Here is a 17,162-nt window from a genome sequence, read left to right as displayed (position 1 = left end):
AATATTCAGACAGCGGAGCTCCTTGGTAGCGGTTGTCTTGGAGGACAAGCCTTTCTACCGGAGCTCCGTTCTATTCACGTGGATCAACACGCCGCCATTGACATCCAGGCCAAATCCTTATCTACACGGCCTTGGGGCTAGCCGTGTCGCGGTGCCGCGCTCCTTCCAGCTCTTCGAGCGTGCGCTGCACCCGCTCGTGCGCGTCGAGCAGCGCCACGATGCGGCCCTCGACCTTGCGCAGCCGGGTGCGGTAAAGCTCCAACGCCTTGTCGCACACCGGCTCCGCCTCCAGCCGCTTGCCCAGACAGTCGGTCAGCTGCCGGATCTCGTCGCACGTCAGGCCCGCGTCGAGCAGGGACCTGATGTTGCGCACCCGGGTGATGGTCGACTCGTCGTATTCGCGATAGCCGTTGTCCCGTCGCGCTGACACGATCAGGTGTTGCTGCTCGTAGTAGCGCAGCGTCCGGGTGCTGACCCCGGTCGCCTGGGCAAGCTCGCCTATCCGCACGGTCCGTCACCCCAAACCCGAACCAGTCGTCCGCAGACGACGCTAGCACTCGGCTCAGCCGTGCGCGTCCGCCCGAGCACCTTCGCCGCTCGCCGCAGGTGCGCTCTGGTCCGGTACCCGCAAACGGAAAACCTGAAATGCGAGCACGAACAGGACCAGTGCGCAGAAGCCGAGCAGCCCAGCGATCAGCGGCACGCCCTGCGGGCCCAGCAGGGCCAGTGCCGTGCCGCCCGCGGCGCCGGCCACGGAGATGCCGACATAGAGCGCGCTGCTGTTGAGGGCCACGACCTCCATGCCCGCATCACCGGCGAGCATCAGCAGCCGCATCTGCACCGGCGGGTTCAAGGCCCATCCGGCGATGGCCCAAACCGCCAGCAGCGCACCGATCGCGACGACCGGCACCTGCCCGGCCCCGATCGTCCACGCCAGCACCGCCGCCAGCAGGGTCGCGAGCACCTGCACCGCGAGCGCGCTCACCAGCGTGCGATCCGGCCCCCACGCGTCGGCCAGGCGCCCGCCGAGCACCGTCCCGATCGCGCCGCACACCCCGGCGACCGCGATCAGCACCGCGAGCGTGCCGGTGCTCGCGCCGGACATGAAGTTGCTCACGGGGCCGATGTATGCGTAGAACATCAGCCCGCCGGAGGCCGCGATGGCCGTGCCGAGCAGGCCGACCATGATGGCCGGGCGGCCCAGCGGCGCGAGCCGCACGCGCAGCGGTATCGCCGGCGGCCGGCCCTCGCGCGGCAGGGCGGTCATCCCGAGCGCGGCCAGCACCAGCAGGGCCGCGACAAACAGCATCGTCGACTGCCAGCCGAAGGCGCCGCCGATCCACGTGCCGAGCGGCACGCCGACGACGAGCGAGACGGTCAGGCCCGCCGCCACCATGCCGATGTAGCTGCCTTGACGGTTTGGCGGCGCCATCATGGCCGCGGTGGCAAAGGCCGCCGGGGTCACGGCCGCGGCCGCGATCGCCGCGAGGATGCGCAGCCCGAGCAGCGCCGAGTAGGACGGCGCGACGGCCATCAGCACGTTGAGCGCGGCGAAGACCAGGGTGATCGCGATCATCGTCGGCCGGCGCGACCATCGCGCCAGCACCACGGCCGCCAGGGGCGCCACGACCGCGTAGACGATCGAAAACGCCGTGATCAGCTGGCCCGCCACCGCCTCGCTCACGGCGAGGTCATCGGCGATGTCACGCAGCACGCCGGCGATGACGAAGTCATCCGTGCCGATCGCGAAGGTGAGAAAGAAGAGCGCGATCAGCCAGAGCGGGATTCCGCTCTTCTGGGCAGGTTGTGTCATGGGTTCAGTCCTCGAACATCGGTGTCGATGGTTTCTCGCCCAAACCGTAAAACCTTGACGTACACGTCAATGTCAAGGTTTTCAGCCCGTCCGGGTGAGTTGTTCCGGCTCGGCGTCCTCCGCGACGTCCTCGGCGACGTCGAGGTGCGGGTAGACCGGGCAGCCGTAGACCGGCTCGAACGGGGCGAAGATGTCGTAGTCGTGGTTGTCGCGCAGGAGCCGGTTGAGCGGATTCACCCCGCTCCAGAAGTCGCCGCTGAGCAGCCGGGCCATCCAGCGCCGCTCGATGTGCGCGGGCAGCGAGGCGACATAGCGGCCGAAGTTGAAGTCGCACTCGTAGAACGCCTGGATCAGCCGGCTGTAGGTGTCGTATCCGGTCTTGTAGAAGTTCTCATAATCGCGCATCACCTCGGCCTCGTGCACGGGTGCCGCCAGCGCCTCGTGGATCACCTCGGCGGCTCGGGCACCGGTGACCATCGCGAGATACACCCCGCCGGAAAAGATGGGATCGAGGAAGCACCCCGAGTCTCCGATCATCAGCCAGCCCTCGCCGGCCACGGTGTCGCTGCGATAGCAGTAATCGGTTTCGACCCGCACCTCGGACAGCGGCCGCGTGCCGGTGAGGCGGCGCGTGATCCGCGGGATGCGGGCGAGATGATCGTTGAAGATCTGTTCCGGGTCGCGGGAGCGGAGCCGGTCCTTGGGCATCACCGCGCCGATGCTGATGGTGTCCGGCCAGATCGGGATGGCCCACAACCAGCCGTCGGGATGGTTGCCGATCTGGATGTCGCCCTCGTGGCCGGGATTGTTGGCCTCGTCGAGATCGGTGAAGTGCCGGTAGACCGCGACCATGCGCAGTTTGTCGACCGTGTGGCGCAGCTGGAACGCCGACGCCGCCTTGCTGCCGCGCCCCGCCGCGTCGATCACGTATCTGGCGCGCACGGCACCGGCCTTACCGTCCTTGGTGTATCGCACGCCGCACACCCGTCCGCCGTCGGTGATGAGCTCGGTGACGTTGGTGTGGTAGCTGAAGTCGGCGCCGAGCTCCCGGGCGTGCTGTGCGAGGAGATTGTCGAAATGCGCGCGCTCCACCTGGAATGTCTCGTGGTAACGCCCCGGCCCCTGGGCGGTGAAGTCCACCCTGCGGAACTCGCCGTCCGGACCGGTGAACTCGGCGCCCCGCTTCACCACGTATCCCTGGCCGGCCACCCGCTCCCGCAGACCCATCCGGTCGAGCACGCCGACCATGTACGGCAGCAACGACTCACCGATGTGAAACCGCGGGAAGCCGCGCCGTTCCAGCACCCGCACGGAATGGCCGCGCCTGGCCAGTTCCGCGGCGGCCGAGCAGCCTCCCGGGCCGGCCCCGATGACCACCACGTCAACGACGTCGGCGCTGTGTGAGCAAGCACTCTGGATCACGTTGGCACGCCTCAATCTCTCGTGACTAACATCGGCACAGCGACGGGTTCTGGTCCGGCCGTGCGGTCCACATGCGGCCGCCCGAGCACGAGCATCAGGCCGGCCGCCGCCAGGCTCGCGACCGCGAGGGCAAGTGCCGGCGCCACGAGGCCCTCGCCGCCGAAGCGCAGCACGAACAGCATCGCGAACGGCCCGAGCACGCCTCCGGCCTTGGTCGCCGCCCCGGCGAAGCCGGAACCCGTGGCGCGCAACGGCGTCGGGTAGGTCTCGGCGCTGAACGGCAGCAGCATCGCGTTGACCGCGGAGAGGGCGAGCACCAGCAGCGCGATCGACACCACCAGCAGCGTGCTGCCGCCGCGGCCGCTGCTCCACAGCGCTGCTCCGCCGAGCGCGACCGCCACCAGGCCGACGAAGACCGCCAGGCTCGTGCGGCCCTTCCACAGCAGATACATGAGCACGACCAAGGCCAGCGCCGGCGCCGAGTACAGCGCGGACTTGGTCAGCAGCGCTGTGGCCACGCCGCCCTGCATGCCGGACGCCCGCAATTGGGCCGGAAGCATGACGAGGAAGCCGAAATTCGTCATGCCCCAGACGACACCCACCAGGCCGATGACCGTCGTCAGCCGCGGGTACGTCCGGAACAGCTCACCGATCCCCGGACGGCGATGGGTGGGCGCCGTCGGTACGGCGTCCAGATTGATCTGCAGACCGTAGCGGTCGAGCACCGCCTGCGCCTTGGCGTGCTGGCCGGCGCGCATGAGGTACAGCGGAGACTCGGGGATCAACGGCGCCATGGCGAGCAGCGCCAGCCCGCTCGGCAGGCCGAGCAGCCATAGCGCACGCCACGTGTACGTCGGCTCCAGCAGTTGGGCCGCGGCGCTCGCGGCGAGGTAGCCGCCGAGCCCGCCGATGCCCCCGAGCGCGACGGCCACCCACGAGCGGTGCCGGCGCGGCGTCAGCTCGGCCACGAGCGTGAAGACCAGTGGCAGCAGCCCGCCGGCGGAATTGCCCATGAGGAAACACATCACGAGGTTCCACTCGAAGCTCGGCATCCCGCCGCACGCCGCGGTCCCGATGAACAGCAGCGTGGCAAGCAACAGAGCGGTGCGCCGGCCATACCGGTCGCCGAGCAGGCCCCAGATGATCGAACCGACGGCCGTCCCGGTGAGCGCGACGATCGGAAGCACGGCGACCTCGGTGAGCGGCATGCCGTATTCGCGGCTCATGCCGGGCATCACGAAGCCGATCGTCAGGGGCTTCATGATGTCCTCGACCAACGCGATGATCAGCACCAGGCAGGTCAGCCAGTACACCGGGCGCAGGCGGCCGTGTTCAATGGCGTCAAGCGTTATCGCGCGGCCGGGAACCGCGCCCTCGCGCGCCGACCGGAAGAGGGCGAACGAGGCGAGCACCATGCCCGCCACCAGAAGCCCCATGCCGAGCACCATCGTGGGGCTCCACATGCCCATTTCCGGCTCCATGCCGGATCCCATGCCGGGTGCCATGCCGGATTCGTTGGGCGGCATGGCATCCCGGTCGCGGGTCAGCCGGATCATCATGACCACGTGCGGCACCTGCAGGAGCACGCCTATCGTGACCAGCGCGACGCCCGCGAAGAAGGGCAGCTTGTTCGTCATCCGCACCCATACGAAGCTGGCACCTCGCCCGGCGGGCACCCACGCGAATACCGGACATGTCCGGTGGGGGCCACGCGGGAACTCATGTGCCGTCAAGACATCGACGAGCTAAACTGTTTGACGGCCGTGGCGATGTCTGATCATGGAAGGTTTGGGGAGGCAATGATCACGACGGGGGACATCATTTCCACGCGTGCCAGAAGGCTCTACGAGCAGTTGGTGGAGGGCCGCGAGGTCTCGGTCGACGAAGTGGATCGGCATTCGGAGTGGGGCGAGGCGGTGCGTGAGCTCGTCGCGCATTCCCTGGTGAAGCTCAGCGACGAGCAATGCCGCCGGCTTGTGCCGGTCTCGCCCGAAGCCGCGGTGGCGAGCCTTTCGCTCGCGACCCGGCAAAAAGTGCTTGAGCACCAACGCTCCCTGATGACGATGGAGGCACGGCTGCGTGACCTGCAGCAGCGCTACGAACGCGTGTGGGGCGGCGAGCTGTCGCAGGCGGCCCGGCTGCTCAAGGGCGCCGAAGAGGTGTGCCAGACCACCATCAGCGAGACCCTGCAGGCCCGCCACACGGCGCACGCACTGCTCAGCCCGAGCATCAGCGGCCATGCGGAGTGTCTGACCCAGATCGAGCAGACCGTGCAGCACCTGTCGGCGCGCGGGGTGCGCTGCCAGATCACCTGCGACAGCACGCTCCTTGCCGATCACAAGATGGACGGCACGCTGACCCGGTTGTCGCAGAGCGGTTCCCACATCCGGGTGGTGCCCAGCGTCCAGATGCAGATGTGGATCATCGACGACAGTCAGGTGCTCACGACATACACCTCCGACGACAACGAGCTCAGCATGCTGATCATCAGCGACACCGCCGTGGTGAGCGGGCTGCACGACGCGTTCTCCAAATTGCACACGCAGGGCATCGCCTATGCGCCGACCGCCGAGCCCGGCGGCGGCGTGCTCACCCCCGCGCAGCGGCGTGTGCTCTCGCTAATGGCCCTCGGCCATCGCGACACCGAGATCGCGGAGATCCTCGGCATCAGCGAGCGGACGATCCGCCGCTACGTCTCCGACATCCTGGACCGTCTCGGCGCGTCCACCCGGTTCCATGCCGCGTTCATCGCCGCGCGCCGTGGGCTGCTCGGCTGACTGCGACCCGGCCAGCAGGCCGGCGACGAGGAAGGCCAGCTCCATGGACTGCACCGGGTTGAGCCGGGGGTCGCATGCGGTTTCATATCTGGTACGCAACTGTGCCTCCCGCAAGCCGGGAAGGCCGCCCACGCACTCGGTGACATCGTCGCCGGACAGCTCAAGGTGGATACCACCGGGATGGCTGCCCTCCGCGCGATGCACGGCGAAGAACGCCCGCACCTCCGCCGTGATGTCGGCCAGGCTGCGCGTCTTGACCCCGACCGGCGAGCGATAGGTGTTGCCGTGCATGGGATCGCACACCCACACCACCGGCTCGCCGGCCACGCGCACGGCACGGATCAGCGGCGGCAGGGCCCCGGCGATCCGGCCGGCGCCCATGCGGGTGATCAACGTCAGCCGTCCGGGCACGCGTCGCGGGTTGAGCGTGCGGCACAGGGCGACGACGTCGCTCGGGGTGGCGCTCGGCCCGATCTTCACGCCGATCGGATTGTCCACACCGGACAGAAACCGCACGTGCGCCCCGTCGAGCCGGCGGGTCCGCTCCCCGATCCACAGCAGGTGCCCCGAGGTCGCGTGCCAGGCGCCGCGTTCGGGATCCCACCGGGTCAGCGCCTGCTCGTAAGGCAGGATCAGCGCCTCGTGCGAGGTGAACATCTGCACGCCGAGATCGAGCGCGCCGCCGGTGGCCCGCTGGAACCGCACCGCGTGGTCGAGCTCCGCCGCGAACGCGGCGAAGCGTGCCCGTGCCGGCCCATGGGGCGCCGCGTCGACGAACTCACGCATCCAGCGCTGCATCCGCCCGATGTCGCTGAAGCCACGATGGTCCAGGGAGCGCAGCACGTTGAGCACCGCCGCGGAGAAGAAGTAGGCCCGGATGAGCCGGTTCGGGTCGGGACTGCGGGCCTGGTCGGTCGGCTCCAGCCCGTTGACCATGTCGCCGCGATAGCTGGGCAGCCAACGCGATCCGTCCGGCCCGTCGAGCCGCTCGAACGGCTCCGAGCGCGGCTTGCCCAGCTGACCGGCGATCCGCCCGACCTTGATGACCGGCAGACCGCTGACGAACCCGAGCACCGAAGCCATCTGCAGGATCACGCGAATCCGGCGATGCAGCGACGGCGCCGTGAGCGCCTCGAACGTCTCGGCGCAGTCGCCCGCCTGCAACACGAACGCCTCGCCCCGGCACGCCAGCGCGAGCGCGTCCTTGAGCCGCATCACGTCCGGCACGGTCACCAGCGGTGGCAGCGCGCGGAGCCGGCCGGTGACCCGGTGCAGCGCCGCCGGGTCCGGCCAGTCGGGCTGCTGCTCGCAGACTGCCGCGGCGGTCCAGGATTCGGGTGACCACTGCCTCATGCCCGCACCTCCTGTCCACACGGGACGATCGAGGGGTTGAACCGTTCGTGGATATAGGCCACCGGGTCGTGCCCGTCGAGCACGACATATGCCTTGTATGCGCACACGGTGGCGTCCCAGTCGGTCACGCCGGTGCCGACCACCCGGCGCGCCCGGCTGAGCCCGAGGCGCATGAGGCCCTGCCCGATCGGCTCCGTGCGGCTGGTGAAGACCGCGTGCAGCTTGTGCGTGCGATACCGGGCCACGACAAGGTTGCGCGAGACGTCGCGGCCGTCCGGTGTGCACAACGCCGAACGGCGCACGAGCACCGAAAACTCCGGCGTCAGGTCGAGCAGCAGGCGGATCCGCGGCTCCAGCGTGCGCGCCGGGCGGGTCTCCTGGTCGCGCACCTCCAGCTTGAGCTCCTCGCCGACGAGGGCCTCAAGCAGCACGGTGGTCGACCCGTCCGAGGCCAGGATCATGCGCGTGACGGGGGGACTGTTGCCTAGCACAGCCGGACCCGGTATTCCCGTAGCCAGCTGTCGATGCTGACCAGGATCGCGAGCATCGACGTCAGCCGCACCTGGCCTTCGGGCCGCGAGCCGGCGGAGGCCAGCGTGTGCTCGATCGCGGCCGGGTCGAGCATGGGGCGCAGCGGCGACTCGCGATCGGCCGCGATCTCCCGGACCCGTTGGCGCACCAGGTCGTCGTAGCGCGCGCTCTGCGCCGACGGGTAGGCGCTCTTCGGGCGGTTGCGCGCGATGTCCGGTACCAGATCGGAAGCAACGTTGCGTAGCAACGCTTTTCCGACACCGTCGCGTGACTTCATCGCCCACGGCACGTTCCACAGGTATTCGACCAGCCGGTGATCGCAGTACGGCACGCGGATCTCCAGTCCCACCGCCATGCTCATGCGGTCCTTGCGGTCGAGCAGCGCGGGCAGGAAGCGGCTCAGGTTGAGGTGGAACACCTCGCGCATCCGCCGGTCCGGTCCGCTCTCGCCCGGCAGGTGCGGCACCTCGCCCAGCGCCTCGTCGTAGCGCTGCCGCACGTATTCGTCGAGCCGGAGCTGTTCGCGCGTCTCGCGGCCCAGCCAGTCGCCGAACCGGTGCCGCCGCCGGTGCCACGGGAACATGTCGCTGGGCCGGGCGTGCTCCTCGGCGAACCACGGATAGCCGCCGAACGACTCGTCCGCCGACTCACCGGACAGCGCCACCTTCACCTGCCCCGACACCTCCCGGAACAGCAGGTAGAGCGACGCGTCGATATCGCCCATGGTCGGCAGGTCCCGTGCCCGCAGCGCCTTTTCTTGCGCCTCCAACAGGTTCGCCGACTCGATCAGGAACTCCCGATGCTCGGTGCCCACCTGCTGCGCGACCTCCCGGGCGTATGGCAGGTCCCGGCTGGGCCGGCTGTCCGACGCGCGGAAGTCCTCCTCGCTGCCCACGAAGTCGACCGAGAACGTGCGCAATGCTTGCCGCCCAAGGCTTCTGGCGGCCAGCGCGACCACCAGGCTGGAGTCGAGCCCACCGCTGAGCAGCCCGCACAGCGGCACGTCGGCGACCAGCTGTCGGGACACGGCGTCGGTGAGCAGTTCCCGCACGGTCTTCGCGGTGACGTTGGGGTCGTCGGTGTGCGGCCGGCTCTCCAACGACCAGTACCGCGTCTCCCGCACGCCGCCTTCGGACACGACGAGCACCCGGCCCGGCCGCAGCTCCCGGATGCCGCGATAGAGCGCGTGTCCCGGCGTCTTGAACGGCCACAGCCCGAACAGCTCCGCGAGCCCCTCGGTGTCGACCTCCGCCGGGCACAGCGGGTTGGCGAGCAACGCCTTCGGCTCGGATCCGAACAGGACGGCCGAGCCGCGCATCGCGTAGTACAGCGGCTTGATGCCCAGCGGATCCCGGGCGAGCACGAGTTCGCGCGTCCGCTCGTCCCACACGGCGAAGGCGAACATGCCGCTGATCCGGTGCACGCAGTCCGCACCCCACTGCAGGTAGGAGCGCAGCAGCACCTCGGTGTCCGAGGCGGTGGTGAATTCGTGCCCGAGGCCGCGCAGCCGCTCCCGCAGCTCCCGGAAGTTGTAGATCTCCCCGCTGAACACCAGGCACACCCGCCCGCCGCCAGGTCCGTCCACCTTGGCCTGCATGGGCTGCGCGCCTCCGGCGAGGTCGATGATGGCCAGGCGCCGGTGGCCGAGCGCGGCGTTGCGCGACAGCCACACCCCGCTCCCGTCCGGCCCGCGTGGGTGCATCGTCGCGGTCATCGCCTCGACGGTCGCCCGCTCGTGGTTGAGGTCGCGCTGCCAGTCGATCCAGCCGGCGAATCCGCACATGCGTGGGCCTCCTTCTACCGTGTCGGGGTGAGATCGGTCTGGCCGAGCGTGATGGTGCGCAGGAGCTCGCCGGTCCAAAACGGTCGGTCCGCGGCCTCGTGCGCCGTGGAGGTCAGCTCGGGCATGCTCTTTTGGATGTCCTGGAACCGCTCGACAAACGGGCGCCGCACCGCCTCGTAGCGCGCGATCGCCTCCATGCCGCCCGTGCGCAGCGCCTCGTCGATCGCGGCGGCCAGCGGCACCGAGTCCTGCAGCGACAGGTTGAGGCCCTGCCCGCCGTAGAAGTGCATGCCGTGTGCGCTGTCGCCGTGCAGCACCACGTTGCCCTTCGACCACGTGCTCGGGCGGACCACATGGTGCACCAGATCGTCGGCGTCCGACCAGGTGGTCGCGGCGTCGGTGACCGGTTGCGCCAGGCGGGGTTCGATCGCCGCCACCCGCCGGGCCAACTCCTCGATGCCGTGCGCCTTGAGCGCCTGGTACTCGGCGGGATCGGTAATCCACAGCACCGCGAGCTTGTTTCCGGCTATCGGCAGGGCGAGCAGATAGGTGGGTGGCCGGCGGTGGATGATCCACGAGTCGGGCCAGTCCGCCGGGCGGTCGGCGATCACCTGGATGATCCGCCGGTCGAACTCGAACACGTCGGCGTCGATGCCCACCAATGCGCGAATCTTGGAGAACTTCCCGTCGGAAGCCACGACGACGCGCGCCCGGATCTGCCCCTCGCCGTCGGCTCCGCGGATCGACATGGTTTCCGGGCCGAGCGCGACGACCTCCGTGCCGGGCAGCAGTGTGCAGTTGGGCAGGTGCGCCACCGCGTCCAGCAGCACGCGGCCCAGCCGGTCGAGCGGGACGCTGAGGGCATGCGGGAAACGGCACCCCGGCACGTCGGCGTAGCGCCAGGTGGAGACCAGGCCCTGCGGGCCGTACTCCATCGCGCCGGACACCCGCTGCACGTCCATCAGCAGCGGATCGAGCAGGCCCTCGGTCTGCAGGATCTCCAGCGTCGGCGGATGCAGATACGGCGCGACCGGCGGACCACCGGCGTCCAGGCGCGGCCGCCGATCCAGCACGGTCACGCGGTGGCCGCGCTTGGCGACCAGCAGCGCGAGCAACAGTCCGGCCGGCCCGCCGCCGGCGATGCAGCAATCGGTCTGGACGATGTCGTTCATGGACGCTCCCTTGTGGACAGTGGTGAAGCCGCCACCGTGGAACAGCAGCGGTCCCGCGTCGCGCGCTCCGCGGTGAATCGCGGTCACCCGGCCGAGCACCAGGTAGTGGTCTCCGGCCGGGTACACCTCGGTCAGTTCGCATTCCAGGCGCACCAGCGCTCCGTCGAGCAGCCGCGCGGCGGCCGTGCCCGAGGGGCGGTCCGCGGCGGCGAAGGCCGTGGCGACCGGACCCTGGTGCTCGGAGAGGATGCTGAGGGCGAACGTGCCGGTCCGGCACAGCACCGGCATCATGCGGGACCGGCGGTGCACGCCGACCACCATGAGCGGCGGCTCCAATGAGGCCGATGCGACCGCGTTCACCGTCAGTCCGGTGGCCTCATCGCCCGCGCCGGTGGTGAGCACGGCGACCCCGGTGGCGAACAGCCGCATGCACCGGCGCAGCTCGTCGGGCTGGGCGGTCAACTGTAGATCACCGCCTTGTCCCAGCTCTCCTCCGGTCCGAACAGGTTGCGCGGCTTGGCCATCTCGCTCGCACCGGTCAGGATCTCTTGCGGGACAAGGCTTCCCGGTGGCAACGCCCGGACCTCGCAGGCGACGCCGAACCGCTGCGCCACCGCATGGCGCAACTGCTCGCGTGCGGCTTCGAGCGCGTCGGCGTCCGCCTCCACCTCGATCTCCAGGCGGTCGGGATGCGCCCGCGCCCGCCAGAACAGCACGCCGTGCTCCTGCGGCAGGCCGAGCACCAGCTCCTCCAGCACGGCCTGGGTCACCCGCTGACCAGAGACGGCGAACCCCTCGGCGGACCGGCCGAGCACGCGAATGGACGGCAGCCGCCAGCCGCAGGGGCACTCCACGGAGTCGACCTCGACAAAATCCTCGATGTTGTACCGGATCAGCGGCATCGCCTCGCGGTAGAGCGTGGTGATCACGAGCTGCCCGCGCCCTTCCCGCCGGATCCGCCCGGTGTCCGGGTCGTAGACCTCGCACAGGAACCGGTCGGCCCACAGGTGTACCCGGCCCGCCGGGCACTGGCCGCCGAGGCTGCCCGTCTCCGTCGACCCGTAGTCCTCGAACACCGGCACCCCGCCCCAGATCGACGTGATCCGCCGGCGCCGCGCGGGCGTCAGCGGCTCGCCCGCGACGTGGAACGCGCGCAGTGCCGGGAAGTCGCTGTCCGGCTTGAGCCCGGCGGCGCGGGCCGCTGCCGCCCACAGCAGGCACTCCGACGGCAGGCACCACGCCACCGTGACCTCCAGCTCGCGCAGCAGCCGGATGACCCGCGGATACGGCATGAGCAGCGACCGGTTGTCGGCCGGGACCACCGTCGCACCCCGCAGCCGGGCCGCGCGGTGCGCCTGATGCGCGGTGATGAGCATGGCGTACGGCGTGCGGATCAGCACCGTGTCGCCGGCGCTCACGTCGACGGCGGTGCGCGCGAACCGGCTGGCCATCTCGTACCAGTCGGCCTCGGTGAAAAACGACGGTGTCGGGTCGCCCGTCGTGCCGCTCGACTCGTGGTAGGTCGCCAGCCGCGCCTTGGGCACCGCGAGCATCCCGAACGGGTAGCTCGCCCGCAGGTCCCGCTTGGTCATCAGGGGCAGCCCGCTGAGGCTGTCCTGCCCGGCAAGCCTTTCCCGGTAGTACGGCGCGTTTCGCGCGAGGGCCAGCGTCGCCCGCACCCGCTCGTCCTGTTGCCGGTAAAGGTCTTCGATGCCGCTCCACCGCGACAGGTGCGGCACATCGGGCAGCGAGTCCACCATGTCACTCCTTTCCCAACAGCCGTAGGGCGTTGTCCGAGACCACCCGCTGCCACACGTCGGGCGGCAGGTCGAGCGCGCGCAGCTTGGCCAGCTCGACCTCGGGGCGCTGCAGCGGGTACTCGCTGCCGAACACCACGCGATCCGGGCCGAGCAGCCGCAGCGCGGTGGAGACGACGCTGGCGTAGCCGCCCGAGGTCTCCAGCCAGATGTTCGGCACGTCGGCGATGAGCTCGACCGCGTACCAGTCCATGTGGGTCACGCCGGCGTGCCCGAGCACGAATGACACGTCCGGGTGCCGGCCCGCGAGCCCCACCAGGTCGCGCACGCCAAAACCCGGGCGCTGCAAGCAATGCAGGTACACCGGGTGGTGCAGCTCCCGCGCGACGCGGATGAGGTCGTGGGTCGGCTCCGCGTCGAGCGGCACGCCGTGCACGCCCGGCGCGAGCTTGAGCCCGGCGAACGACGGGCCCGCCGCGGCGTAGACGCCGGCGTCGCGGTGCGGGTTGGCGAAGTAGAACGGCACGAGCCTGCCGCCCGCCGCCGCGAGCACCGCTTCGTTGTCGGCGTCGGTGGTGACCTGCCCGCCCTCGACCAGTTGCCGCGAAAGGACTTCGGGGGCGATGACCCCGCCGGCGACAATGACGCAGCGCCCGATCCCGCACCGGTCCATCTCCGCGAGCAGCGCCTGCGCCGCCCGCTCTCCGGGTGGTAGGTGGGCGTGGAAGTCGAGGATCGGGGGAGTGTCCACTTTAGACCTCGATGCAGAATTCATCGATCGGGTACCCCACGTGCCGGTCGCGTGTCGGCAGATGCCCGAGCAGCCGGTCGCCCGGCTTGAGATCGGTCACGTTCAACACCACGGCGTCCGGCCCGAGCAGGCGGACGTGCCAGTCGTCCTGCACGATGAGGTTCACCGGCTGGCCATTAGGCGCCACCGCGTCGACGCTGAGCAGCGGCCGAGATTCGATCTTCACCCGGCCGACGGTGACGGGCCTGGTACCCCCCTTGGCGTCGACCGCAAGCACCTTGCTGCCGGAACGCAATTCGCTCAGATAGTTCGTCCGCTGGTTCGGCGCCAGCGTGTACGAGTGGATCGCACCGGCGTTGACCCGGAACGGGCGGGTCGGCATGTAGGGCAGCGGATGCGTCTCGCTGCACGCCAGGATCATGCCCTTGGAGTGCGAGCCGACCAGGATGCCCTCATCGGTGCGCAGATGAGTACACGTGTCGATGCACGCGCGGTCGCCCATGCCGACGTGCGCGATCCGGATGACCTCCAATTCGGACAGTTCGAGGCTGCCGACCCCGGACTCGGACACGGCGCGCAGCCGGGCCGCCTCGCCCACGCCGGACGGCGCCAGCATCACGCCGTCGGAACCCTGCTCCAGCACGCCGAACACGATCTCCGCTTCCTCGATGTCGGCGACCACCGTCACCACGCGCGCCGCTTCGTTGTCGGCCGCGGCCAGCAGGATCTCCAGCGGGATCTTCGTGGGATCGCTGAACCGGACCACCACCCAGGAGCCCAGGCTCGCCGCGCGGCACGCCTGCTCCAGCGACGGGTGGTCGACGACCTCGATGTACGGCGCGAACTCGACTCCGGGCCACCGCTGGCCGAGCCCGGCCGGATCGCCCACCACGAGATCGGTGTTGGGCAGTTCATCGGGTGCCTGCCCGCCCGCGAAGTACACCCGGGTCACCGTGGGCGGAAGCTCGGCGAGGTCGGCCGGATCGGCGGACACGATGCCGTCGATCCGGTGGTGTATCGCCTCCTCGATCACGGCGCGCTTCACGTCGCCGCGCAGCGCCCGCACATCGATCCAACAGATCTTCATCCATCCTCCCTCATCGTGCGGCCGGTATCGCCTGCAGCGGCCGGGTGGCCCAGGCGGGCTCGGCCGGGGCGTCGTGCACCACGGCGGCGACGGCATCGGCGACGGCCGCGGGGTTGTCGGCTTGGAAAACGTTGCGTCCCATGGCAACCCCGGCGGCACCGGCCGCGCGGACGGCCCGCACATGGGTGAGAATCGCGTCGCGGTCGGCCAACGGCGGCCCGCCGGCCACGACGATCGGCGCCGGGCACGAGCGCACGACGTCGGCCATGGTGGACGTCGATCCGGTGTAGACGGTCTTGACGATGTCGGCGCCCAGATCGACCGCGATGGTGGCGGCGTGCGCGACCAGTTCGGGGTCGTGCGCGTCCGCGATTTTCGGGCCGCGCGGATACATCATCGCCATCACCGGGATGCCACAGCGGTCCGCGGCTTCGGCGACGGTGCCGAGGTCGCGCAGCTGCCTGCGCTCCTGCGCGCTGCCCATGTTGACGTGCAGGCTGACCGCGTCGGCGCCGCGGCGCAGCGCCTCCTCCACCGTGCCGACGAGCACCTTGGCGTCCGGGTCGGGCCCGTGCGCGGTGCTTGCGCTCAGATGCACGATCAACGCCATGCGGGTGAAGAGGTCCGGCTGGAGATAGCGCAGCCGCCCCTTGTGCATCACGACGGCGTCGACACCGCAGCCGGCCAGCGAGTCCAGCATCCTGGCGTAGGCGTGCGCCGGCATGATGGGGCCGTTGGTGACCGAGTGGTCCATCGGCACGATGAACATCCGGGAATCGGCGTGCCGGCTCAGTCTGGCCAGCCGCAGTGTCTTGCCCCAGGTGTCGTTGGCAAGCATGGTCCACACCTCCTTCGTCGGGTCAGCCGACCGCCGCGGTGGCGGTCTCGGGCACATCGCGGCCGAGCTCGAATTCCTCGTGCAGCACGTTGACCGCGTCCTCCAGGCGGTCCAGCGGCACGGCCAGCGCGATGCGCAGCTGGGTCGCCGCCGTGCGCCGGACAACGATCCCGGCCTGCCGCAGCACGGCGAGCGCCCGCGCGGTGTATTCGGGCCGGCTGAGCAGACCCAGGCCGATGAGCGAGACAGCGCCGAGATCCTCATCGATCTGCAGCTCGGTCTTCAGGCAGATGGACAGGCTTTGCGCGATCCGCCGGATCGTGGCCAGGTCGCCGCGATGCACGATCATCGAGGTCTGCTGGAGGCGATCGTCGCCCCCGTGATCGCTGAGCAGGTCGACGCGCAGCCGATGATCGGCGAAGGCCTGCAGCAGCGGCACCATCACCTCGGGCGCGGTCGCCGGTCGCCGCAGCGTGATGCCCGCCACGTCGGCGTCGTGTGTGACCCCGACGATGGTCGGTCTGTTTTCCATCATGCCGGCCGAGGCACCCCCTTCGATGAGTGTTCCGAGCGCTCCGTCAAAGGAGCTCTTCACGTGCACGTCGACGCCGTAGAGCGCGGCCAGCTCGATGGCGCGGGTGTGCGTGACGCGCGCACCCGACCACGCGAACTCCGTCATGAGGTCGGCGGCGATCCGGCGCACCGGCCGCGCGGTCGCGACCACCCGCGGGTCGGCCGTGCACACGCCGAGCACATCCGTGTAGATCTCGCACGACATCGCGCCCAGGGCGGCGGCCAGCGCCACCGCGGTGGTGTCGGACCCGCCGCGGCCGAGGGTGACCGTGTCACCGCCGCCGTTGACCGCCTGAAACCCGGTGACCACGGGCACCGCGCCCGACTCCAGTGTCCTATTGAGACGGTCGGGGTCCACGTCGCTGATCATCGCCGCGCCGTGCGGCCCGATCGCCTGGATGCCCGCCTGCGCGCCGGACAGGGACACCGCGGGCACACCGGCCGCGCACAGCGCCATCGCGAACAGCGCGGCCGACTGGTTCTCGCCGATCGCGAGCAGCTGATCGACTTCCCGGGGCGACGGATGGGCGTCGAGCACCGCGCCCACCTCGGACGCCAGGCGCAGCAGGCGATCGGTCAGGTCGCCCATGGCCGACACGACGATCACCAGGCGGCGGCCGGCCAGATAATCCGACCGGTTCCGCAGCGCGTGCCGCACGATCAGGTCGGTGCTCGCCAGCGACGTCCCACCGTATTTGCGGACAACGATTCCCGTGTTCACACACCAGTCCTCGGGCTCGAAAACCGGGACGGCCGGACCGCCCCTTGGACACGAGGACCGTGCCATCCACCACAGGTGAGCCACAGTCGTTATCCGGCCATGTCCGGTTCGTGCCGCCGCGCGCGGACCCGTCTGCCGAGATGGCCGGGCGATTCGCGGGGCGTCATGTCAAGGCATTGACATCGATGAGCGTGTCAAGATATTGACATGCATTCGGCATGGGTACCCATCGAGCTTGGACGTCGCGTCGGCTATGAACTCAAACGGGTACAGGCCATGTCTCGCGCCGCGCTACAGGACGCCTTGACCCGGCACGGTTTGACGCTGCCCCAATACACCTGCCTCGAACTGCTCGATCAGCGGGCGAGCCTGTCCAACGCCGAGATCGCGCGGGCCGCCTTCGTCAGCCGGCAGGCGATGAACGGTGTCCTGCAGACGTTGCGCGCCAAGGGTCTCGTCGAGCATGGCCGCGGCGCGGCCACGGCCGGGCGCGCGGTGCCGCTCGTGCTGACCCGCGAGGGCCGTCGCCGGCTCGCCGCCGCCCGCGACGCCGTCATGACCGTCGAGCGCAAAATGATCGACGG

14 protein-coding genes and 1 pseudogene are annotated in these 17,162 nt (G+C 70.0%); 2 read left to right on the top strand and 13 right to left on the bottom strand.

Going from position 1 to position 17,162, the window contains the following annotated elements:
* Nucleotides 1-121: 121 nt before the first annotated feature.
* The 4 genes from DM816_RS30575 to DM816_RS30560 form a co-directional block, all read right to left on the bottom strand.
* On the bottom strand, nt 122-508 hold the full coding sequence (locus DM816_RS30575; protein WP_117213847.1) for a MerR family transcriptional regulator: 387 nt from the start codon (nt 506-508) through the stop codon (nt 122-124).
* 54 nt (nt 509-562) lie between these two features.
* The gene (locus tag DM816_RS30570) at nt 563-1,813 is read right to left on the bottom strand and encodes an MFS transporter (protein ID WP_117213846.1); all 1,251 of its coding nucleotides are present in this window, start codon (nt 1,811-1,813) and stop codon (nt 563-565) included.
* Between the two features lie 81 nt (nt 1,814-1,894).
* A complete protein-coding gene (locus tag DM816_RS30565; protein ID WP_211588929.1) occupies nt 1,895-3,235 on the bottom strand; it encodes an NAD(P)/FAD-dependent oxidoreductase in 1,341 nt (446 codons plus the stop codon).
* 11 nt (nt 3,236-3,246) lie between these two features.
* Complete coding sequence (locus DM816_RS30560) at nt 3,247-4,872, bottom strand: MFS transporter (protein ID WP_117213845.1); 1,626 nt, start codon at nt 4,870-4,872, stop codon at nt 3,247-3,249.
* 162 nt (nt 4,873-5,034) lie between these two features.
* On the opposite strand from DM816_RS30560, the gene DM816_RS44770 reads away from it, so the two are divergent.
* Complete coding sequence (locus DM816_RS44770) at nt 5,035-6,012, top strand: helix-turn-helix transcriptional regulator (RefSeq protein WP_162908005.1); 978 nt, start codon at nt 5,035-5,037, stop codon at nt 6,010-6,012.
* 33 nt (nt 6,013-6,045) lie between these two features.
* Here the strand turns inward: DM816_RS44770 and DM816_RS30550 are convergent.
* From DM816_RS30550 to DM816_RS30510, 9 genes and pseudogenes are all read right to left on the bottom strand, one after another.
* Nucleotides 6,046-7,365 (bottom strand): annotated as a pseudogene (locus DM816_RS30550) (3-deoxy-7-phosphoheptulonate synthase class II); the annotation flags it as partial.
* Nucleotides 7,362-7,826: a hypothetical protein gene (locus DM816_RS30545; protein ID WP_117213843.1), complete on the bottom strand. Its 465-nt coding sequence runs from the start codon at nt 7,824-7,826 to the stop codon at nt 7,362-7,364. The pseudogene DM816_RS30550 and the gene DM816_RS30545, both read right to left, overlap by 4 nt.
* A 23-nt stretch (nt 7,827-7,849) precedes the next feature.
* Nucleotides 7,850-9,679, bottom strand: coding sequence for an asparagine synthase (glutamine-hydrolyzing) (gene asnB / locus DM816_RS30540; RefSeq protein ID WP_117213842.1), 1,830 nt, complete (start codon nt 9,677-9,679; stop codon nt 7,850-7,852).
* A gap of 14 nt (nt 9,680-9,693) precedes the next feature.
* Complete coding sequence (locus DM816_RS30535) at nt 9,694-11,313, bottom strand: FAD-dependent monooxygenase (protein ID WP_117213841.1); 1,620 nt, start codon at nt 11,311-11,313, stop codon at nt 9,694-9,696.
* The gene (locus DM816_RS30530) at nt 11,310-12,611 is read right to left on the bottom strand and encodes a phenylacetate--CoA ligase family protein (RefSeq protein ID WP_117213840.1); all 1,302 of its coding nucleotides are present in this window, start codon (nt 12,609-12,611) and stop codon (nt 11,310-11,312) included. The genes DM816_RS30535 and DM816_RS30530 overlap by 4 nt, the downstream gene beginning before the upstream one ends.
* A gap of 1 nt (nt 12,612) precedes the next feature.
* Nucleotides 12,613-13,359: an amidohydrolase family protein gene (locus tag DM816_RS30525; RefSeq protein WP_117213839.1), complete on the bottom strand. Its 747-nt coding sequence runs from the start codon at nt 13,357-13,359 to the stop codon at nt 12,613-12,615.
* A 1-nt stretch (nt 13,360) separates the two neighbouring features.
* Nucleotides 13,361-14,446: a 3-dehydroquinate synthase II gene (locus DM816_RS30520; protein ID WP_117213838.1), complete on the bottom strand. Its 1,086-nt coding sequence runs from the start codon at nt 14,444-14,446 to the stop codon at nt 13,361-13,363.
* 10 nt (nt 14,447-14,456) lie between these two features.
* Nucleotides 14,457-15,284, bottom strand: a complete 828-nt coding sequence (locus tag DM816_RS30515) for a 2-amino-3,7-dideoxy-D-threo-hept-6-ulosonate synthase (RefSeq protein WP_117213848.1) — start codon at nt 15,282-15,284, stop codon at nt 14,457-14,459.
* 22 nt (nt 15,285-15,306) lie between these two features.
* Nucleotides 15,307-16,578: an aspartate kinase gene (locus DM816_RS30510; protein ID WP_162908004.1), complete on the bottom strand. Its 1,272-nt coding sequence runs from the start codon at nt 16,576-16,578 to the stop codon at nt 15,307-15,309.
* Nucleotides 16,579-16,785: 207 nt separating this feature from the next.
* Between DM816_RS30510 and DM816_RS30505 the strand changes: the two genes are divergently transcribed.
* The coding region (locus DM816_RS30505; protein ID WP_117213836.1) for a MarR family winged helix-turn-helix transcriptional regulator at nt 16,786-17,162 on the top strand (377 nt) is incomplete at its 3' end.

This window comes from Allorhizocola rhizosphaerae (assembly GCF_003426775.1).
GTDB classification, from domain to species: domain Bacteria; phylum Actinomycetota; class Actinomycetes; order Mycobacteriales; family Micromonosporaceae; genus Allorhizocola; species Allorhizocola rhizosphaerae.
The sequence above is the reverse complement of the archived record's forward strand: the minus strand, read 5'-3'. Positions and strand labels throughout refer to the sequence as shown.